Below are 20,563 nucleotides of genomic sequence, written 5' to 3'. Positions count from 1 at the left end.
CGCGGCGGTCTAATTGGGGCTGCTTCGCAGCCCAACGCGGGGCAAGCCCGCTCGCCACCACAAGCCTGCTCGCTACAACATACTCACTCACCACAACATACCCACTCGCCACAACAGCCCTCCAGCCACTGAACACCAGTGGCCACAGGGTCATTTCCCGCGCATAAAAAAACCGGCCTTCTCAGGCCGGTTTTTTTGCTTCGAACGTGGCTTACAGCTTGCCGGCGTTCTCGGTCAGGTAAGCCGCAACACCTTCGGTGGAAGCGGTCATGCCTTTGTCGCCTTTTTTCCAGTTGGCAGGGCAAACTTCGCCGTGCTCTTCGTGGAATTGCAGCGCGTCGACCAGACGGATCAGCTCTTCCATGTTACGGCCCAGCGGCAGGTCGTTGATGATCTGCGAGCGCACAACGCCCTTGTCGTCGATCAGGAACGCGCCACGGAAAGCCACGCCGCCTTCGGATTCAACGTCGTAGGCCTTGGCGATGTCGTGCTTCATGTCGGCAGCCATGGTGTATTTGACTTTGCCGATGCCGCCATCATTGATGGCGGTGTTGCGCCAGGCGTTGTGAGTGAAATGGGAGTCGATGGAAACGGCTACCACTTCAACGTTGCGCGCCTTGAAATCGTCCATGCGGTGGTCCAGAGCGATCAGCTCCGACGGGCAGACGAAGGTGAAGTCCAGCGGGTAGAAGAACACCAGGCCGTATTTGCCTTTGATGGCTTCAGACAGTTTGAAGCTGTCTACGATTTCGCCATTGCCGAGGACGGCAGGTACGTCGAAATCCGGGGCTTGTTTGCCGACGAGTACGCTCATTGGTTATCTCCTGATGCAGGGGTGACGATTGAAGTAAAAGGACCGGCCCAAGTCTGGCGCAGATAAGCGACAGCCCTGTGACGCAGTCACGCTTCGTGAAGACCGACCATCATACACTGAAAAAACCGTTCGTCAGTGGGCGGCCAGGCCAGGGCAATACCCTACGAATCTATTTTGACAATCATTCTCGTTAACATTAAGATCCATCGCACTTAAACCTTAAACCCGCGATGGTTCTCCCTTATGTATGTCTGCCTCTGCACTGGCGTCACCGACGGACAAATCCGCGAAGCAATCTACGAAGGTTGCTGCAGCTACAAGGAAGTACGTGAAACCACCGGCGTTGCCAGCCAGTGCGGTAAATGTGCTTGCCTCGCCAAGCAAGTGGTACGGGAAACCCTGACGCAGCTGCAAACCGCGCAGTCGGCGCTGCCCTACTCAGCAGAATTTACACACGCTTAAATAGCGTGTTTTGAAGAACCGGACTTAGTGTCCGGTTTTTTTATGCCCGCAATTCAATTAGTTAGCGTCAAGACGCGGAACACAAACATTCTTATTCCGATTAATTTTCATTTATTATTCAATAACTTAGGTTTGACACTAGGGATTTCGCCGCTCAAACTCCGCCTTATATACAGCTATTACAGGGCAGGACCCCAGTCATGAAAGGCGACATCTCAGTCATCCAGCAACTCAATAAAATCCTTGCCAATGAACTGGTCGCGATTAATCAGTACTTTCTGCATGCACGCATGTATGACGATTGGGGCCTGGAAAAGCTCGGCAAGCGTGAATACAAAGAATCCATCAAGGCCATGAAAGACGCGGACGCGCTGATCAAGCGCATCCTGTTCCTGGAAGGCCTGCCGAACGTGCAGGACCTGGGCAAGCTGAACATCGGCGAGCACACCCAGGAAATGATCATCAGCGACCTGAAGTTCGAACAGAAAAGCCACAGCGACCTCAAGGCCGCCATTGCACACTGCGAAACCAAGGGCGACTTCGGCAGCCGTGAACTGCTCGAAGACATTCTGGAAGACCAGGAAGAACACATCGACTGGCTGGAAACCCAGCTGGGCCTGATCGACAAAGTCAGCCTGGAAAACTACCTGCAATCGCAGATGGGTGAATAACCTGTAGTCAACAGGCCATAAAAAAGCCCCGCTCTCTTTCGAGAAGCGGGGCTTTTTATTGACTGACGCATTGCAGACGCCGGCTAGCCGACGCCTGCAGGATTACGCGTCGGTCTTGGCGGCGGCGTTTGCCGCGGCTTCTTTGATCAGCGCTTGCAGCGAACCATCCGCAGCCATCTCAGTGATGATGTCACTGCCGCCGACCAGCTCACCGGCTACCCACAATTGTGGGAACGTTGGCCAGTTGGCGTACTTCGGCAGGTTGGCGCGGATTTCAGGGTTTTGCAGGATATCCACGTAGGCGAATTTCTCGCCGCACTGCATGATGGCCTGGGAAGCCTTCGCGGAGAAACCGCACTGAGGAGCGTTTGGCGCGCCCTTCATGTAAAGCAGAATGGTGTTGTTGGCAATCTGCTCTTTGATCGTTTCGATGATATCCATGGAACACCTCGGCTGGAACTTTGCGACTCACAGGTCGGCACGGTGGCGCATTGTAACGCAAAATTCCAGCCCGGTGGTCGGGCGCCTCAGGCAGCCGCTACCTGCACCGGCACACCGTTGAGCGCAGCGTTGCCGGATAACTCGTCCAACTGCCGCTCGTCGGTGAGGTCATTCGCACTCGCCCCTGGCTGCCCGCTAGCGATGCTCATCTGCACGCCTGGGCGTCCATGCCCCCAGCCATGAGGCAGGCTGACCACGCCGGGCATCATGTCCAGGCTGGCCACCACTTCCACTTCGATCATGCCGATGCGCGAACTGACGCGCACCCGCTGACCATCGCGCAATTGCCGACTGGCCAAGTCATCAGGGTGCATATGCAACTGGTGCCGAGGCTTGCCCTTCACCAGACGGTGATAGTTATGCATCCACGAGTTATTGCTGCGCACATGACGACGGCCAATCAGCAGGAGTTCGTCCACCACCGGCACAGGGTGCGCCGCGAACCGCACCAAATCAGCAAGGATCACCGCCGGCGCCGCCTGCACCTGGCCGTTGGCAGTCTTCAAGCGCGTGGCGAGATTGGGCTTGAGCGGCCCCAGATCCACGCCGTGCGGATGGTCCGCCAGCATCGCCACCGACAGCTTATGATCAGAGGCGTCACCGTAAGCCCCGGCACGCAAACCAAAGTCAATCATCTGCGCCGGCGCCATGGTCGGTTTGAGCGCCACGCCTGTCTGCGCCGCAAAGGCCTTGGCCAGGCCGACAAAGATTTCCCAGTCGTGCAGCGCGCCTGCAGGCTTGGGCAGGATCGCGCGGTTGAACCGAGTGACGTTGCGCACGGCGAACATATTGAAGGTGGTGTCGTAGTGATCGTTTTCCAGCGCCGACGTGGACGGCAGGATCAGGTCGGCGTATCGCGTGGTCTCGTTGATATAGAGGTCGATGCTGACCATAAACTCAAGCCCGTCCAGTGCCTGCTCCAACTGGCGACCGTTTGGCGTCGACAACACCGGGTTGCCGGCCACGGTCACCAAGGCGCGGATCTGGCCTTCGCCTTCGGTGAGCATTTCTTCCGCCAAGGCGGACACCGGCAACTCACCGCCATATTCCGGGCGTCCGGACACGCGACTCTGCCAGCGATTGAAATGCCCGCCACCGGTTGACGCCACCAGGTCCACGGCCGGCGAGGTGCACAAGGCGCCGCCGACACGGTCCAGATTGCCGGTCACCAGATTGATCAATTGCACCAGCCAATGGCACAGCGTACCGAAGGCCTGGGTGGACACGCCCATGCGCCCGTAACACACCGCCTTGTCCGCTGCGGCAAAGTCCCGCGCCAGCTGGCGGATCTGTTCGGCAGGCACTGCGCATTGGCGGCTCATGGCTTCAGCGGTGAACCCGGCAATCGCGCGGCGCACGTCTTCAAGGCCTTCGACCGGCAAGTGGCTTTCACGCGTCAGGTTCTCGGTAAACAAGGTGTTGAGTAAGCCGAACAACAGCGCCGCATCGCCTCCAGGGCGCACGAACAGATGCTGATCGGCGATCGCCGCCGTCTCGCTGCGGCGTGGATCAACCACCACCACACTGCCGCCCCGCGCCTGGATGGCCTTGAGGCGCTTCTCTACGTCAGGCACGGTCATGATGCTGCCGTTGGACGCCAGCGGGTTGCCGCCCAGGATCAGCATGAAATCGGTGTGATCGATATCCGGAATCGGCAGCAGCAGGCCGTGGCCGTACATGAGATGACTGGTGAGGTGATGTGGCAGCTGGTCCACCGAGGTCGCGGAAAACCGATTGCGCGTCTTGAGCTGCCCAAGGAAGTAGTTGCTGTGGGTCATCAACCCATAGTTGTGCACGCTGGGGTTGCCCTGATACACCGCCACTGCATTCTGCCCGTGCCGGGCCTGGATGCCCGCCAGGCGCTCAGCGACCAGCGTGAACGCCTCGTCCCATGGGATCGGCCGCCATTCGCTGCCCACACGTAACATGGGCTGGTGCAGGCGGTCCGGGTCGTTCTGGATGTCCTGCAACGCCACGGCCTTGGGGCAGATGTGCCCACGGCTGAAGGTGTCCAGCGGGTCACCCTTGATCGAGGTGATCGCCAGGCTGCCGTCGTCGGCCTGGGTGGTTTCCAGGGTCAGGCCGCAGATGGCTTCACACAGATGGCAGGCACGGTGGTGGAGAGTCTTGGTCATGGCCAGTCTCTTTATTGGGCTTTGGCCCAACTATGGCCCCTCACCTGAGCGCGCACCAGTAAGGTTCGCCCCGTGAATCGAGAGGCATCAGGCCAGACCATGAGCAAATGTTTCAAAACCTTGCGAAGAGCCACCGAAACCGACGCAGCCTGGCCTGCGCCCGCCCCCACGCATTGCAAAAGGTCTCAGCGCCAGTGTACAAATGGCCCGCTGCTGTCAGGAATCAGTCTTCAAAAGCGCTTCAGCGCCCTTCTTGAACACCCTTAAAAACCGTAGCCCTATTGGTAAGACGCGACATTTAATTATAAGATCGCGCCTTCCCCCATTTCGTCGCCCCGTGCGGCTTTCGCCGCAGGTCTCGCCCGTTGTCACAATAAACAAGGCTTTGAGTATCTGCGGTCTGTTGCAAAAAGGTAGTTAATGATGAGCGCAAGGCACTTTCTCTCCCTGATGGATTGCACGCCCGAAGAGCTGGTCAGCGTGATCCGTCGAGGCATTGAGCTTAAAGACCTGCGTAACCGCGGCGTATTGTTTGAGCCTTTGAAAAACCGTGTGCTCGGGATGATTTTCGAGAAGTCGTCGACCCGCACCCGCGTGTCGTTCGAAGCCGGCATGATCCAGCTGGGTGGCCAAGCCATTTTTCTGTCTTCGCGCGATACCCAACTGGGCCGCGGCGAGCCAATTGCCGACGCTGCCCGCGTAATGTCGCGCATGCTCGATGCGGTGATGATCCGTACCTTCGCGCACAGCACCGTGACCGAATTTTCCGCCAACTCCCGGGTGCCGGTGATCAACGGCCTGTCCGATGACCTGCACCCCTGCCAGTTGCTGGCCGACATGCAAACCTTCCTTGAGCACCGCGGTTCGATCCAGGGCAAGACCGTGGCCTGGATCGGCGACGGCAACAACATGTGCAACAGCTATATAGAAGCGGCGATCCAGTTCGACTTCCAACTGCGTGTTGCCTGCCCGGAAGGTTACGAGCCGGATGCACGTTTCCTGGCTCAAGCCGGCGACCGTGTCACCGTCGTGCGCGACCCGCGTGACGCGGTGATCGGCGCGCACCTGGTGAGCACCGACGTGTGGACCTCCATGGGCCAGGAAGAGGAAACCGCCAAGCGCCTGGCCCTGTTCGCACCGTACCAAGTGACCCGCGCCCTGCTCGACCTGGCCGCACCGGACGTGCTGTTCATGCACTGCCTGCCCGCCCACCGTGGCGAAGAAATCAGCCTTGACCTGCTCGACGATGAGCGTTCGGTCGCGTGGGACCAGGCCGAAAACCGCTTGCACGCCCAGAAAGCGTTGCTTGAATTTCTTGTCCCGCCGTCGTACCACCACGCATGAGCCAGCCATTACTGCTGAACCTGCGCAATCTGGCATGCGGCTATCAAGACCAACGCGTGGTGCAGAACCTCAACCTGCACCTCAACGCCGGCGACATCGGCTGCCTGCTCGGCTCATCCGGTTGCGGCAAAACCACGACCTTGCGCGCGATTGCCGGGTTTGAACCGGTGCACGAAGGTGAAATCAGCCTGGCCGGCGACGTGATCTCCAGTGCCGGCTTCACCCTCGCGCCGGAGAAACGCCGGATCGGCATGGTGTTCCAGGACTACGCACTGTTCCCGCACTTGAGCGTGGCCGACAACATCGCCTTCGGCATTCGCAAGCACCCGCAAAAAGACCGCGTGGTTGCCGAGTTGCTCGAACTGGTCAACCTGAAGAACCTGGGCAAGCGTTTTCCCCACGAGCTTTCCGGCGGTCAGCAACAACGCGTCGCCCTCGCCCGCGCCCTGGCGCCGGAGCCGCAACTGTTGCTGCTCGATGAGCCGTTCTCCAACCTCGACGGCGAACTGCGGCGCAAGCTCAGCCACGAGGTGCGCGACATTCTCAAGGCGCGCGGCACCAGTGCGATTCTGGTCACCCATGATCAGGAAGAAGCCTTCGCCGTGAGCGATCAGGTCGGCGTGTTCAAAGAAGGCCGCCTTGAGCAGTGGGACACGCCCTACAACCTCTATCACGAACCGCAGACGCCGTATGTCGCGAGCTTTATCGGCCAGGGTTATTTCATCCGTGGCCAGTTGAGTTCGCCGGAATCGGTCAGCACCGAACTCGGCGACCTGCGCGGTAACCGTGCCTACACCTGGCCCACGGGCGGCGCGGTGGATGTATTGCTGCGCCCGGATGACATCGTTTATGCACCGGACAGCGCGTTGAAAGCGCGGATTGTCGGCAAGACGTTCCTCGGCGCCTCGACCTTGTACCGCCTGCAATTGCCGACCGGTGCACAGTTGGAGTCGATTTTCCCAAGCCATGCGGATCATCAAGTGGGTGCGGATGTAGGGATTCGTGTGGCGGCTGAACATCTGGTGTTGTTCCAGGCGTCAGGCAGCGTTGCGGCGCAGGTTGCGCAGTCCGAGTCCGGGGTAAGGCGTTACAGCCCCGTTAACTGACGAAACCGACTCAACAGGTAGAAGCTGGCTTCTGTGGGAGCTGGCTTGCCTGCGATAGCATCACCTCGGTCTGACTGAGAGACCGAGGCGCTTGCATCGCGGGCAAGCCCGGCTCCCACAGTGGCGTCATGCTCTTCAACAGTGAAATTCAGGCCCGGCCAATCGGCGCAAATGTGGCCTGGGTATGCTCAGCCAACACCGTCGCCGGCAGTTCAACTTCCAATCCCCGCCTCCCGGCACTGACAAAAATCGTTGCGAACGGCTGCGCCGTCACGTCGATAAATGTGCGCAAACGCTTTTTCTGTCCCAGCGGGCTGATGCCGCCCAACAGGTAACCGGTGGAGCGTTGCGCCGCTGCGGGGTCGGCCATTTCGACCTTTTTCACCCCGGCCGCATGGGCGAGCGCCTTTAAATCCAGACTTCCGACGACCGGCACCACCGCCACCAACAATTCCCCTTTCTCACTGCTGGCCAGCAAGGTCTTGAACACCTGCGCGGGGTCAAGCCCCAACTTTTCCGCAGCCTCCAGCCCATAGGAGGCTGCCTTGGGATCATGTTCGTAACTGTGGATATGATGTTCGGCACGAACTTTTTTCAACAGGTCCAGTGCGGGGGTCATGGCTACTCCGGGCGTGGAAAACAGAGGGCCAATTCTAGGCCAAGCCTGAGCAAAACGCTCTAGTGCGCCACTCCCGCGAGGCGTACTGGTAGACACAAGCGTGATCATTCATCAGACCAATAGTTCGAAAATGACCAATGGTTCACTTTCGACCTTTGACAGCCGTCATTCTTGTCTATATTTTTTCGTTTCCGAATACTGTAGGAATAGCACCTGCGGTACTCCAGCAATAAGCCATGGCCTGGATGGGGATCCTCGCCACGGTGAAAATCGCGCAACAGCCCGTTGAGGCCGCGCGCCAAACAAGAACAACAATCGAGGTTTGCCATGACAACTGCTCTTCAACAGCCTTCACTTTCGAGCCAATGCATGGCCGAATTCCTGGGGACTGCGCTTCTGATCTTCTTCGGTACAGGATGTGTCGCTGCGCTCAAGGTCGCGGGTGCCAGCTTTGGGTTGTGGGAAATCAGTATCATCTGGGGGGTCGGCGTCAGCATGGCGATCTACCTGAGCGCCGGTATTTCCGGGGCTCACCTCAATCCGGCGGTGAGTATCGCCCTGTGCATTTTCGCCGATTTCGAAAAGCGCAAACTGCCCTTCTATATCCTTGCCCAGGTCGCCGGCGCCTTTTGCTCCGCCGCGCTGGTGTACACGCTGTACAGCAATCTCTTTTTCGATTACGAACAAACCCACCACATGGTTCGCGGCTCCCAGGCCAGCCTGGAGCTGGCGTCGGTGTTCTCCACCTACCCGCATGCCCTGCTGAGCACAGCCCAGGCATTTCTGGTGGAAATGGTCATCACCGCCATCCTGATGGGCGTGATCATGGCCCTTACCGACGACAACAACGGCCTGCCACGCGGCCCGTTGGCCCCGCTGCTGATCGGCCTGTTGATCGCGGTGATTGGCAGTGCCATGGGCCCACTGACCGGCTTTGCGATGAACCCGGCGCGGGATTTCGGGCCCAAGCTGATGACCTTTTTCGCCGGCTGGGGTGAAATTGCCTTTACCGGGGGCCGCGATATCCCTTACTTCCTGGTTCCGATTTTCGCGCCGATTGTCGGCGCCTGCCTCGGCGCTGCGGCCTATCGCGGGCTGATTGCCCGCCATCTGCCGAGCGCCGCACCTGCTATAGATGAAACACCTGACACGGCTGTCAACGGCAAGACGCGTATTTCCTGATAGCGCCAGCCTGGTCCCACTGCCCCTTTGCGGCCCAGGCTGATTCCTTACTCTCTTATTTTCCGTCCAAGGCAATCGACATGACCGACATTCAGAATAAGAACTACATCATTGCCCTTGATCAGGGCACCACCAGTTCGCGGGCGATCATCTTTGACCGTGACGCCAACGTGGTCTGCACCGCCCAGCGCGAATTCACTCAGCATTACCCACAAGCCGGCTGGGTCGAGCATGACCCGATGGAAATTTTCGCCACCCAAAGCGCGGTGATGGTCGAGGCCCTGGCACAAGCCGGCCTGCACCATGACCAGGTCGCTGCCATCGGTATCACCAACCAGCGTGAAACCACCGTGGTCTGGGACAAGATCACCGGCCGCCCGATCTACAACGCGATCGTCTGGCAATGCCGGCGCAGCACCGAGATCTGCCAGCAGCTCAAGCGTGATGGCCACGAGCAATACATCAACGACACCACCGGCCTGGTCACCGACCCGTACTTCTCCGGCACCAAGCTCAAGTGGATCCTCGACAACGTCGAAGGCAGCCGTGAGCGTGCGCGCAATGGCGAGCTGCTGTTCGGCACCATCGACAGCTGGCTGATCTGGAAATTTACCGGCGGTAAAACCCACGTTACCGATTACACCAACGCCTCGCGCACCATGCTCTTCAACATCCACACCCTGGAGTGGGATGCGAAGATGCTGGAGATTCTCGACGTGCCGCGCGAAATGCTGCCGGAAGTGAAATCCTCGTCGGAAATCTACGGCCGCACCAAAAGCGGCATCGCCATCGGCGGCATCGCCGGTGACCAGCAAGCGGCCTTGTTCGGCCAAATGTGCGTCGAAGCGGGTCAGGCCAAGAACACCTACGGCACCGGCTGCTTCCTGCTGATGAACACCGGCGACAAAGCCGTCAAATCCCAACACGGCATGCTCACCACCATCGCCTGCGGCCCCCGCGGCGAAGTGGCCTACGCTCTGGAAGGCGCGGTATTCAACGGCGGCTCCACCGTACAGTGGCTGCGTGACGAGCTGAAAATCATCGCCGATGCTACCGACACCGAATACTTCGCCGGCAAGGTCAAAGACAGCAACGGCGTGTACCTGGTCCCGGCCTTTACCGGTCTGGGCGCTCCGTACTGGGACCCGTATGCGCGTGGCGCGCTGTTCGGCCTGACCCGTGGCGTACGGGTTGATCACATTATTCGTGCAGCCCTGGAGTCGATTGCCTACCAGACCCGCGACGTATTGGACGCCATGCAACAGGACTCCGGCGAACGCCTCAAAGCCCTGCGTGTGGACGGCGGCGCAGTCGCCAACAACTTCCTGATGCAGTTCCAGGCCGACATTCTCGGCACTCGGGTCGAGCGCCCGCAAATGCGCGAGACCACCGCCCTCGGCGCCGCTTACCTGGCCGGCCTGGCCTGTGGTTTCTGGGGCAGCCTGGACGAGTTGCGCGGCAAGGCTGTGATCGAGCGCGAGTTCGAACCCACGCTGGACGAAACCGCCAAAGAGAAACTCTACGCCGGCTGGCAGAAAGCGGTGAGCCGTACCCGCGATTGGGAACCGCACGAAGGCGCTGAATAAGCCAAGCGCCGGACCCAATAGGGTTGTAACTGGCGGGGAGCGGCGTGCTGCGTCATCATGGGCCACTTTTGTATGGCAGCCCAAAGGACGCCCCATGAATCTGCCTCCCCGCCAGCAACAAATCCTCGAACTGGTCCGCGAACGCGGCTATGTCAGTATCGAGGAGATGGCGCAGCTATTCGTTGTCACCCCGCAAACCATCCGCCGCGATATCAACCAACTGGCGGACGCCAATCTGCTGCGCCGCTACCACGGCGGCGCGGCCTATGACTCCAGTGTCGAGAACACCGCGTACGCCATGCGTGCCGACCAGATGCGCGATGAGAAACAACGCATCGGCGAAGCCATTGCCGCACAAATTCCTGATCATGCCTCGCTGTTCATCAATATCGGCACCACCACCGAATCGATCGCGCGCGCGCTGCTCAATCACAATCACCTGAAAATCATCACCAACAACCTCAACGTCGCCACCATGCTCAGTGCCAAGGACGACTTCGACGTGCTGTTGACCGGCGGCAATGTGCGCCGTGACGGCGGTGTGGTCGGTCAGGCGAGCGTCGATTTCATCAACCAGTTCAAGGTCGACTTTGCACTGGTAGGCATCAGCGGCATCGATGAAGACGGCAGCTTGCTCGACTTTGATTATCAGGAAGTGCGGGTTTCCCAGGCGATCATTGCCAATGCACGCCAGGTGATTTTGGCCGCCGACTCCAGCAAGTTCGGGCGCAATGCCATGATTCGTTTGGGGCCGATCAGCCTGGTGGACTGTTTGGTAACCGATCAACAGCCGGTGCCAGCGTTGGTGCAGTTGTTGAACCAGCACAAGGTTCGGCTGGAAGTCGTTTAGCGCCGTTACCGGCGCCATCGGGGGCAAGCCCCCTCCCACATTGGAATGCGATCAACCTGTGGGAGGAGGCTTGCCCCCGAAGGCGATCTATCTAACACCCTCATGTTCACAAATTTTCCTTTTCCAGCCCTTCGATGAGTTTTTTCAATCGAAGTCGGCTGGCTGTGCGCGCGTTTATCAGCTACCATTTTCGCAAATGAACATTAATGTTCGAATTCCAAGACGAAAAGATCGCGAGGCTAGCCGATGAACCCTTCCACCTTGCCTGCCCCACCGCTTGCCGAAGTCTATGACGTTGCCGTAATTGGTGGCGGGATCAATGGCGTCGGCATCGCAGCAGACGCAGCCGGTCGCGGTTTGTCGGTATTCCTTTGCGAAAAAGACGACTTGGCCAGCCACACATCCTCGGCCAGCAGCAAGCTGATCCACGGTGGCCTGCGTTATCTCGAACATTACGAATTCCGCCTGGTGCGCGAAGCCCTGGCCGAACGCGAAGTGCTGCTGGCCAAGGCCCCGCATATCGTCAAGCAAATGCGTTTCGTGTTGCCGCACCGCCCGCACCTGCGCCCGGCGTGGATGATTCGTGCTGGCCTGTTCCTGTACGACCACTTGGGCAAGCGTGAAAAACTCGCCGGTTCCAAGAGCCTCAAGTTCGGCCCTGACAGCCCGCTGAAAAGCGAAATCACCAAAGGCTTCGAATACTCCGACTGCTGGGTCGATGACGCCCGCCTGGTGGTGTTGAACGCCATGGCCGCCCGCGAAAAAGGCGCGCATATCCACACCCAGACCCGTTGCATCAGCGCGCACCGCAACAACGGCATGTGGGAAATGAACATGGAACGCGCCGATGGCAGCCTGTTCTCGATCCGTGCCCGCGCCCTCGTGAACGCCGCCGGCCCATGGGTCGCCAAGTTCATCAAGGAAGACCTGAAGCTGGATTCGCCTTACGGCATCCGCTTGATCCAGGGCAGCCACCTGATCGTGCCGAAACTGTACGAAGGCGCCCACGCGCACATTCTGCAGAACGAGGACCAGCGCATTGTCTTCACGATTCCGTACCTCAACCACCTGACCATCATCGGCACCACCGACCGCGAATACACCGGCGACCCGGCGAAAGTAGCGATTACCGAAGGTGAAACCGACTACATGCTTAAAGTGGTGAATGCCCACTTCAAGAAGCAGTTGAGCCGCGACGACATCGTCCACACCTACTCCGGCGTGCGCCCGCTGTGCAACGACGAGTCGGATAACCCGTCGGCCATCACCCGTGATTACACCTTGTCGCTGTCTGGCGGCACTGGCGAGGCGCCAATCCTGTCGGTGTTCGGCGGCAAGCTCACCACCTACCGCAAACTCGCCGAGTCGGCGATGGCTCAGCTGGCGCCGTTCTTCACACAGATGCGTCCAAGCTGGACGGCCACGGCCAGCCTGCCGGGTGGCGAGAACATGATCACGCCAGAAGCGCTGGCCGAGGCCATTCGCGCCAAGTTCAACTGGGTGCCGGCCGAGATCGCGCGTCGTTGGTCCACCACTTATGGCAGCCGCACCTGGCGCTTGCTCGAAGGTGTGCAGTCGCTGGCTGATCTGGGCGATCACCTGGGTGGCGGCCTGTACACCCGCGAAGTCGATTACCTGTGCGCCGAGGAATGGGCCACGCAAGCGCAGGACGTGCTGTGGCGCCGCACCAAGCTCGGGCTGTTCACCACCCCAGAGGAACAGGCCAACGTGCAGCGTTACCTGTCCAAGGTCGAGCAGAACCGCGCGAAGATCGAAGCAGCCTGATCAGGCCGTTGTGAAAAGCCCCTGCGCCGAAAGGTCCAGGGGCTTTTTTTATGCCTGCAGCGCCTGGCGCTGATACCGCAGGCCCATGTCATGAATCCCGCTGAGAGTGGAGCCCAGCAACACCGGATAAGCCGCCTGCAAAAAACCCGGTGTTGCCGTTGCCAGCGCGCGCTCCAGCCACAGGCAGGCCTGCGGCTCATCGCCGGTTTCGGCCAGCTCGGCAGCGTGGTTGTATTGCCCGCGAAAATCGCCCGCCTCGGCTGAGCGCTGATACCACTGCCGCGCCAGTTGCACATCCTTGGGCACCACGACGCCCTCATGGTGGAACCGCCCCAGCAGGTTCATCGATTTGGCGTGCCCTTTGGCCGCCGCCTGCACGAACAACTCATACGCAGCGACAAGGTCGCGCTCCACACCGCGACCGCGCGTCAGCAACTGGCCGTAGTTATACAGCCCCCAATCCAGCCCAAGGTCGCCAGCTTTGCGGTAATGCACGGCGGCGTCCGGCAGGTCGATTTCGCAACCCCAGCCATTTTCCAGGCAGCGCCCGATCATGTTGATCGCCATCGGGTGGCCCTGACGTGCGCCGATGCGAAACCAGCTCAGTGCCAACGCTTCGTCCTTTTGTATGCCCCGACCATCCAGCAGCAACTGACCCAAGGTCGCCTGCGCATCGGCATCACCCAGTTGCGCAGCCTGCATCACCCAACGCGCATACGCGCGCGGGTTATCACCGATTTCACCCGATTCATTGCCTGGTCGCGTGCTCTGCATGCTCGTCTGCACTCTCTCAAACTGACAAAAATTTCATGAATCATCCTGTTACAAAGTATTACATTTGAGATCGTTTATCAATTACGATCACCTCTCAATTCCAACAACACGAGACTATTCAATGGCTACCGGGATCAGTTCTGCCCCCCATTCATCGCGGCATTTGCTCGCGTCGGCGGTGGGCTTGGCAGTGGCTGCGCAAGGAGGATTCAGCTATGCAGCGCAGACTGCAGATGACGGCACAGGTGTAATTGAACTCGGCGCGACCAGTATCGAAGGTCAGGCCCCAAGCCAGAGCGCTTACAACCCCGTAGCGCCTTCCTCCCCCAAGTACACCGAGGCGCTGCGTGATACACCGCAGACGATTACCGTGGTGCCCAAGGAAGTCATTCATGATCAAAACCTGCTGACCCTGCGCGACGTGCTCAGCACCGTGCCGGGCATTACCTTCGGCGCCGGCGAAGGCGGCAGCGGTTACGGCGACAGCATCAACCTGCGCGGTTTCTCGGCCAGCGGCGACATCTACGTCGACGGCGTGCGCGACAGCGCGCAATACAGCCGCACCGACCCGTTCAACCTGGAACAGGTCGAAGTCGTCAGCGGCGCAAGTTCGGTGTATTCAGGTTCCGGCGCAGTCGGCGGCACCATCAACCTGGTGTCCAAGCAGCCGGAATTACGCGACAAAACCACGATCAGCGCCGGCATCGGCACCGATAACTACAAGCGCACCACGCTGGACACCAATCAGCAACTCAACGACACCACGGCGTTCCGGCTCAACTTGATGGCGCATGGTAACGATGTGCCGGGCCGCGATTATGAAGATTACTCGCGCTGGGGCATTGCGCCCTCCATCGCCTTTGGCCTGGGCACGCCGACGCGCGTTACCGTCAGTTATGAACACCAGAAAGATGACAACACGCCGCAGTACGGCATCCCCATCTACAACGGCAAACCGATGCCGGGTGTGGGCTGGAGCGACTATTACGGTTATCACAACATCAATGACCAGCAGATCACCTCGGACGCGTTCAGCCTGAAGCTCGAACACGACTTCAACGACGCCGTGTCAGTGCGCAACTTCACCCGCGTCGAGCGCGTGCGCCAGGACTTGCGCGCCTCCGGCCCCGAAGGTGCCCAGGCCGGCTGCCTGGCCAGCGGCACCCAGATAACGGGCGCGCCCTGCGCCGCCGGCCTCAAGCCTGGCTATTTCCAGCCAAGCGGCGGTTCGCTGGGCAACGAGCGCAACACCCAGAACAAAATGTTCACCAACCAGACTGACGTAACCAGTCACTTCAGCACGGGCTTCATCGACCACACACTGGTCACCGGCATCGCCATCAGCCGCGAGGAATACGAGGCGGATACCGGCAAATGGCTGACCAACAGCAACGGCAGCACGATCGTTCCGCCGCCGGTCAGCTTCAGCGACCCCAACTCGGACTGGACTGGCCCCGTCAACTTCACCCGTGCGGCCCACGTCGACGGCGCGCTGAACAACCGCGCCGCCTACGCCTTCGACACGCTTAAACTCAACCCGCAATGGGAAATCAACGGCGGTTTGCGTTACGAGCACAATGCCGGCAGTTCGGTCACCAATGCCTACTCCAGCACCGGCGTGGAAACGCCCGGCGTTCGCTACGGCCAAGCGGACGACCTGACGTCCTATCGCCTGGCACTGGTGTACAAACCGGTGGAAAACGGCAGTTTCTACATCGCCTACGGCAACAGCAAGACGCCGTCGCAAGCCAGCGTCAATGGTGGCTGCTTCACCCCGGCCAAAACGTCCAGCGCGCCCACCAACAACTGCAACGTTGCCCCGGAAACCGCCGTCAGCTATGAGATCGGCACCAAGTGGGACTTCCTCGACAATGCCTTGTCGGTCACCGGCGCGATCTTTCGCAATGACCGCACCAACTACAAAGTCGCCGATCCCGACCCAACCAACCTGAGCGGCACGCAATCGCTCGACGGTAAAGCACGTGCAGACGGCGTGGCACTCGGCTTGAGCGGTGCGATCACGGACAAGTGGAAGGTCTTCGCCAACTACACCTACCTGGATACCCGCGTATTGCGCAGCGCCAGCGACTTCACCCTGGCCACCACCGGTTTCGACGCGCAGAAAGGCGAGCCGCTGCCGTTCACGCCCAAACATGCGGCGAGTCTTTGGACGGTGTACGACCTGCCCTACGACTTTCAGGTGGGCTACGGCATCACGGCGCAATCCAAGCAGTACCTGGTCAGCGCCGCCGGGGCACCGACTGCGCCGGGCTACGCCGTGCAGCGCGCGATGCTCGGCTACAAGGTCAACAAACAGTTGAACCTGCAGTTGAACATCAACAACCTGTTCGACAAGGAATACCTTACGCGCATCCGTAACAACGGCTGGGCGGTGCCGGGCGATGGGCGTGCGGCGGTTGTTTCGGCTGACTATACGTTCTGATTGGGGGTTGTTTTGGGGGGTATATCCGTTGTTTGGGTGATGGCCGCTTTGGGGTTCCGCCCTTACGGCGGGTCACTTTTGAAAAGAGCCCAAAAGCAACCAAAAGGCTCTTGCCCCACCACTCGGCACCTCGCTTAGGCTCGGTGTGCCTAAGATCAAAATCAAAAGCAAAGCACGGCGGCCTGACAGCCGACCTGATTCTGGAACCTGAACTCAATCAAATGTGGGAGCAGGCTTGCCTGCGATGGCATCAACCCGGTGTACCTGATGGACCGAGGTGCCTGCATCGCAGGCAAGCCAGCTCCCACAGAAAAGCAAAGCAGTGCGGTGGTGGAGGCTGAACTCGGTCAAATTGTGGGAGCGGGCTTGCTCGCGAAGGCGGTGGGTCAGCCACACATGAGCTGACTGACAAACCGCATTCGCGAGCAAGCCCGCTCCCAAATTTGGATCTCTGTGCTTCAGACAGAAGTGTGTTGCTGTGCTGCTTCTACCACTTAGGTCGGCTACCAGGCCGTCGTGCTCTGCGTTTGCCAAAAGTGACCCGCTGTAAGAGCGGAATCGCCAGCCGCCGTTACCGCAGCAACGGATATACACCCCCTCCCACCAAAGCCATTCGGTTTTCCGAACACCACACCCCGAACCATTCGGTTTGCCGGACCAAACCACCAAACCCCTCCCGTCACGCAAACTTAATCCCCATATAAATCAACCAGATAACCTTTTATCCCTGGTATGGCACGACTCATGCTCTACACTCCCTGACGATTGCCTGCGACGCTTCAGGAGCCGTCACGGGCATTCGCTGTACAAAAGAGAGCCGTTTAGCCGGCTTCATAAAAAAAACAAATGTCGAGGAAGTATTGATGCGCATCGTTCCCCATATCCTGGGCGCAGCTATCGCTGCTGCTCTGATCAGCACTCCAGTTTTCGCCGCCGAACTCACCGGCACACTGAAGAAAATCAACGACTCCGGCACTATCACTCTCGCTCACCGCGACAGCTCCATTCCGTTCTCCTACATCGCGGATGGCTCGGGCAAACCCGTGGGCTACTCCCACGACATTCAACTGGCCATCGTTGAAGCCCTGAAAAAAGACCTGAACAAACCCGATCTGAAGGTCAAGTACAACCTGGTCACCTCGCAAACCCGTATCCCGCTGATCCAGAACGGCACCGCGGATATCGAATGCGGCTCCACCACCAACAACGCCGAACGCGCTCAACAAGTTGATTTCACCGTCAACATGTTCGAAATCGGCACCCGCCTGCTGGTCAAGAAAGACAAGGATGGCAAGCCGTCCTACGCTGACTTTGCCGACCTGAAAGGCAAAAACGTCGTGACCACCGCTGGCACCACGTCCGAGCGCATCATCAAAGCGATGAACGCCGACAAGCAAATGGGCATGAACGTCATCTCCGCCAAAGACCACGGCGAATCCTTCCAGATGCTGGAAAGCGGCCGCGCCGTCGCCTTCATGATGGACGACGCCCTGCTCGCAGGCGAAGAAGCCAAGGCCAAGAAGCCGGACGATTGGGTCATCACCGGTACGCCACAGTCCTTCGAAGCCTATGCGTGCATGGTGCGTAAAGACGACCCGGCCTTCAAAAAGGCTGTCGATGACGCCATCGTCGGCCTGTACAAATCCGGCGAAATCAACAAGATCTACAGCAAGTGGTTCGAGAGCCCGATTCCTCCAAAAGGCCTGAACCTGAACTTCCCGATGAGCGACAAGGTTAAGGAGCTGATCGCTAACCCAAGCGACAAACCAGCCCCTGACGTAAAAATCTGATACCTGACTAAGCTTATCTCCTGAGGGAGCCAACCCTCCCTCAGGCGTCTGTTACTACCTGCTGGCTTTAATTTGGAACACTCGACCTGGCGGTTTTCGAGCCGATCGCGTGTGCCTGGCGTTCAACGTCGGGCGGGAAAGGATCTTCCCCAAGCGGGTGCTTGTACATCGATCGATTTCGAGGGGAGACCCTAATGAATTACAACTGGGACTGGGGCGTGTTCTTCAAGTCCACTGGCGTGGGCAGCGAGACTTATCTCGACTGGTACATCGCCGGCTTGGGCTGGACCATCGCCATCGCTGTCGTGGCATGGATTATCGCCTTGTTGCTGGGGTCCATTCTGGGCGTCATGCGCACCGTGCCAAACCGCATCGTATCGGGCATCGCAACCTGCTACGTGGAACTGTTTCGTAACGTGCCGCTGCTGGTTCAGCTGTTTATCTGGTACTTCCTGATACCCGATCTGCTGCCGCAAAACCTGCAGGACTGGTACAAACAAGACCTCAACCCGACTACCTCGGCCTACCTGAGCGTCGTCGTGTGCCTGGGCCTGTTCACCGCCGCCCGTGTGTGTGAACAAGTGCGTACCGGCATCCAGGCGCTGCCACGCGGCCAGGAATCTGCCGCACGCGCCATGGGCTTCAAGCTGCCGCAGATCTACTGGAACGTGCTGCTGCCTCAGGCGTACCGCATCATCATTCCGCCGCTTACCTCGGAATTTCTCAACGTGTTCAAGAACTCCTCCGTGGCGTCCTTGATCGGTTTGATGGAGCTGCTGGCGCAAACCAAACAGACTGCCGAGTTCTCGGCCAACCTGTTTGAAGCCTTCACCCTGGCCACGCTGATCTACTTCACCCTGAACATGAGCCTGATGTTGCTGATGCGCGTGGTCGAGAAGAAAGTCGCGGTGCCCGGCCTGATCTCCGTGGGGGGTAAATAATGGACTTCGATTTCAGCGGCATCATCCCCGCCATTCCCGGCCTGTGGAACGGCATGGTCATGACCTTGCAGTTGATGGTCATGGGTGTGATCGGCGGTATCGCGCTGGGGACGATGCTGGCGCTGATGCGCCTGTCGTCCAGCAAACTGCTGTCGCGTCTGGCCGGCGCCTACGTGAACTACTTCCGCTCGATCCCGCTGCTGTTGGTGATCACCTGGTTCTACCTGGCGGTGCCGTTCGTGTTGCGCTGGATAACCGGCGAAGACACCCCGATCGGTGCGTTCACCTCCTGCGTCGTGGCCTTCATGATGTTCGAAGCCGCGTACTTCTGCGAAATCGTGCGGGCCGGCGTGCAGTCGATCCCCAAGGGCCAGATGGCCGCCGCACAGGCGATGGGCATGACCTATGGCCAGACCATGCGTCTGATCATCCTGCCCCAGGCGTTCCGCAAGATGACCCCGTTGCTGCTGCAACAGTCGATCATCCTGTTCCAGGACACCTCGCTGGTTTACACCGTGGGCCTGGTGGACTTCCTCAACTCCGCCCGCTCCAACGGCGACATCATTGGCCGCTCCAATGAGTTCCTGATCTTCGCCGGTGTCGTCTACTTCATCATCAGCTTTTCCGCCTCGCTGCTGGTCAAGCGTCTGCAAAAAAGGTTTGCCGTATGATCTCTATCAAGAACATCAACAAGTGGTATGGCGACTTCCAGGTGCTGACCGATTGCAGCACCGAGGTTAAAAAAGGCGAAGTGATCGTGGTGTGCGGGCCGTCCGGCTCGGGTAAATCCACCCTGATCAAGTGCGTCAACGCACTGGAACCGTTCCAGAAAGGCGACGTGGTGGTGGATGGCACCTCCATCGCCGACCCGAAGACCAACCTGCCGCAACTGCGCTCGCGCGTGGGCATGGTGTTCCAGCACTTCGAACTGTTCCCGCACCTGACCATCACCGAAAACCTGACCATCGCGCAGATCAAGGTGCTCGGCCGCAGCAAGGAAGAAGCCACCAAAAAGGGCCTGCAACTGCTTGAGCGCGTCGGCCTTTCGGCACACGCCCACAAGCACCCGGGCCAGCTTTCCGGCGGCCAGCAACAACGTGTGGCGATTGCCCGCGCCCTGGCCATGGACCCGATCGTCATGCTGTTCGACGAACCGACCTCGGCACTGGACCCTGAAATGGTCAACGAAGTGCTCGACGTGATGGTGCAACTGGCCCACGAAGGCATGACCATGATGTGCGTCACCCACGAAATGGGGTTTGCGCGCAAAGTGGCCGACCGCGTGATCTTCATGGACGCCGGCAAGATCATCGAAGACTGCCCGAAGGAGGAGTTTTTCGGCGACATCAGCGCCCGCTCCGAACGCGCGCAGCACTTCCTTGAGAAAATCCTGCAGCACTAAAAACAGCAGTGTTCTCCCTGCGAGAACCCGGCTAACGCAGGCACTGGCTCATGTGGGAGCTGGCTTGTGTGGGAGCTGGCTTGCCTGCGATGGCATCACCTCGGTGCCCCTGTGATACCGAGGCGTCTGCATCGCGGGCAAGCCCGGCTCCCACAAAA

Annotated in this window: 18 protein-coding genes; 13 read left to right on the top strand and 5 right to left on the bottom strand. The window is 59.4% G+C overall.

The annotated features are described in order from the left end of the window. Positions 1–211: 211 nt before the first annotated feature. Positions 212–814 (bottom strand): peroxiredoxin, encoded by a 603-nt coding sequence (locus FPT15_RS13035; RefSeq protein WP_057724790.1) that lies wholly within the window; start codon positions 812–814, stop codon positions 212–214. Between the two features lie 243 nt (positions 815–1,057). On the opposite strand from FPT15_RS13035, the gene FPT15_RS13030 reads away from it, so the two are divergent. Together FPT15_RS13030 and bfr are read left to right on the top strand one after the other, a co-directional pair. Continuing rightward, on the top strand, positions 1,058–1,276 hold the full coding sequence (locus FPT15_RS13030) for a bacterioferritin-associated ferredoxin (RefSeq protein WP_078047118.1): 219 nt from the start codon (positions 1,058–1,060) through the stop codon (positions 1,274–1,276). 200 nt (positions 1,277–1,476) lie between these two features. Next, positions 1,477–1,947 carry a bacterioferritin gene (gene bfr / locus FPT15_RS13025; RefSeq protein WP_106577268.1) on the top strand — a complete coding sequence of 157 codons (471 nt, stop codon included), beginning with the start codon at positions 1,477–1,479 and terminating at the stop codon, positions 1,945–1,947. Positions 1,948–2,049: 102 nt separating this feature from the next. Here bfr and grxD read toward each other — a convergent pair whose 3' ends face one another. Next, the gene (gene grxD / locus FPT15_RS13020) at positions 2,050–2,388 is read right to left on the bottom strand and encodes a Grx4 family monothiol glutaredoxin (protein ID WP_106577269.1); all 339 of its coding nucleotides are present in this window, start codon (positions 2,386–2,388) and stop codon (positions 2,050–2,052) included. An 86-nt stretch (positions 2,389–2,474) separates the two neighbouring features. Then, the gene (locus tag FPT15_RS13015; RefSeq protein ID WP_145161563.1) at positions 2,475–4,583 is read right to left on the bottom strand and encodes a molybdopterin oxidoreductase family protein; all 2,109 of its coding nucleotides are present in this window, start codon (positions 4,581–4,583) and stop codon (positions 2,475–2,477) included. Positions 4,584–5,006: 423 nt separating this feature from the next. On the opposite strand from FPT15_RS13015, the gene argF reads away from it, so the two are divergent. Continuing rightward, positions 5,007–5,927: an ornithine carbamoyltransferase gene (argF, locus tag FPT15_RS13005; RefSeq protein ID WP_145161561.1), complete on the top strand. Its 921-nt coding sequence runs from the start codon at positions 5,007–5,009 to the stop codon at positions 5,925–5,927. Next, positions 5,924–7,033, top strand: a complete 1,110-nt coding sequence (locus FPT15_RS13000) for an ABC transporter ATP-binding protein (protein ID WP_145161558.1) — start codon at positions 5,924–5,926, stop codon at positions 7,031–7,033. Before argF ends, FPT15_RS13000 begins: the two co-directional genes overlap by 4 nt. A gap of 148 nt (positions 7,034–7,181) precedes the next feature. Here FPT15_RS13000 and ybaK read toward each other — a convergent pair whose 3' ends face one another. Beyond that, on the bottom strand, positions 7,182–7,652 hold the full coding sequence (gene ybaK / locus FPT15_RS12995) for a Cys-tRNA(Pro) deacylase (protein ID WP_106577272.1): 471 nt from the start codon (positions 7,650–7,652) through the stop codon (positions 7,182–7,184). A 327-nt stretch (positions 7,653–7,979) separates the two neighbouring features. On the opposite strand from ybaK, the gene FPT15_RS12990 reads away from it, so the two are divergent. The 4 genes from FPT15_RS12990 (at position 7,980) to glpD (ending at position 13,055) form a co-directional block, all read left to right on the top strand. Further along, the gene (locus FPT15_RS12990) at positions 7,980–8,834 is read left to right on the top strand and encodes an MIP/aquaporin family protein (protein WP_145161555.1); all 855 of its coding nucleotides are present in this window, start codon (positions 7,980–7,982) and stop codon (positions 8,832–8,834) included. A gap of 80 nt (positions 8,835–8,914) precedes the next feature. After that, positions 8,915–10,420: a glycerol kinase GlpK gene (glpK, locus tag FPT15_RS12985; protein WP_145161552.1), complete on the top strand. Its 1,506-nt coding sequence runs from the start codon at positions 8,915–8,917 to the stop codon at positions 10,418–10,420. Between the two features lie 94 nt (positions 10,421–10,514). Beyond that, positions 10,515–11,270, top strand: a complete 756-nt coding sequence (locus FPT15_RS12980) for a DeoR/GlpR family transcriptional regulator (protein WP_010212755.1) — start codon at positions 10,515–10,517, stop codon at positions 11,268–11,270. 246 nt (positions 11,271–11,516) lie between these two features. Then, positions 11,517–13,055, top strand: a complete 1,539-nt coding sequence (gene glpD / locus FPT15_RS12975) for a glycerol-3-phosphate dehydrogenase (RefSeq protein WP_145161550.1) — start codon at positions 11,517–11,519, stop codon at positions 13,053–13,055. Between the two features lie 48 nt (positions 13,056–13,103). Here glpD and FPT15_RS12970 read toward each other — a convergent pair whose 3' ends face one another. Beyond that, on the bottom strand, positions 13,104–13,829 hold the full coding sequence (locus tag FPT15_RS12970) for a tetratricopeptide repeat protein (RefSeq protein WP_145161547.1): 726 nt from the start codon (positions 13,827–13,829) through the stop codon (positions 13,104–13,106). Positions 13,830–13,950: 121 nt separating this feature from the next. On the opposite strand from FPT15_RS12970, the gene FPT15_RS12965 reads away from it, so the two are divergent. The 5 genes from FPT15_RS12965 to FPT15_RS12930 all read left to right on the top strand — a co-directional run bounded on the left by FPT15_RS12965 (position 13,951) and on the right by FPT15_RS12930 (position 20,405). Then, a complete protein-coding gene (locus tag FPT15_RS12965) occupies positions 13,951–16,272 on the top strand; it encodes a TonB-dependent siderophore receptor (RefSeq protein ID WP_145161544.1) in 2,322 nt (773 codons plus the stop codon). Positions 16,273–17,135: 863 nt separating this feature from the next. Further along, on the top strand, positions 17,136–18,062 hold the full coding sequence (locus FPT15_RS12945; RefSeq protein ID WP_145161533.1) for a glutamate/aspartate ABC transporter substrate-binding protein: 927 nt from the start codon (positions 17,136–17,138) through the stop codon (positions 18,060–18,062). 194 nt (positions 18,063–18,256) lie between these two features. After that, a complete protein-coding gene (locus tag FPT15_RS12940; protein WP_003208731.1) occupies positions 18,257–19,003 on the top strand; it encodes an amino acid ABC transporter permease in 747 nt (248 codons plus the stop codon). Further along, the gene (locus FPT15_RS12935; RefSeq protein WP_106579410.1) at positions 19,003–19,674 is read left to right on the top strand and encodes an amino acid ABC transporter permease; all 672 of its coding nucleotides are present in this window, start codon (positions 19,003–19,005) and stop codon (positions 19,672–19,674) included. Before FPT15_RS12940 ends, FPT15_RS12935 begins: the two co-directional genes overlap by 1 nt. After that, the gene (locus FPT15_RS12930) at positions 19,671–20,405 is read left to right on the top strand and encodes an amino acid ABC transporter ATP-binding protein (RefSeq protein ID WP_012722475.1); all 735 of its coding nucleotides are present in this window, start codon (positions 19,671–19,673) and stop codon (positions 20,403–20,405) included. The genes FPT15_RS12935 and FPT15_RS12930 overlap by 4 nt, the downstream gene beginning before the upstream one ends. Positions 20,406–20,563: the final 158 nt, after the last annotated feature.

This window comes from Pseudomonas sp. RGB, assembly GCF_007713445.1.
Taxonomy (GTDB): Bacteria; Pseudomonadota; Gammaproteobacteria; order Pseudomonadales; family Pseudomonadaceae; genus Aquipseudomonas.
This window is presented reverse-complemented; position numbering and strand designations above follow the sequence as displayed.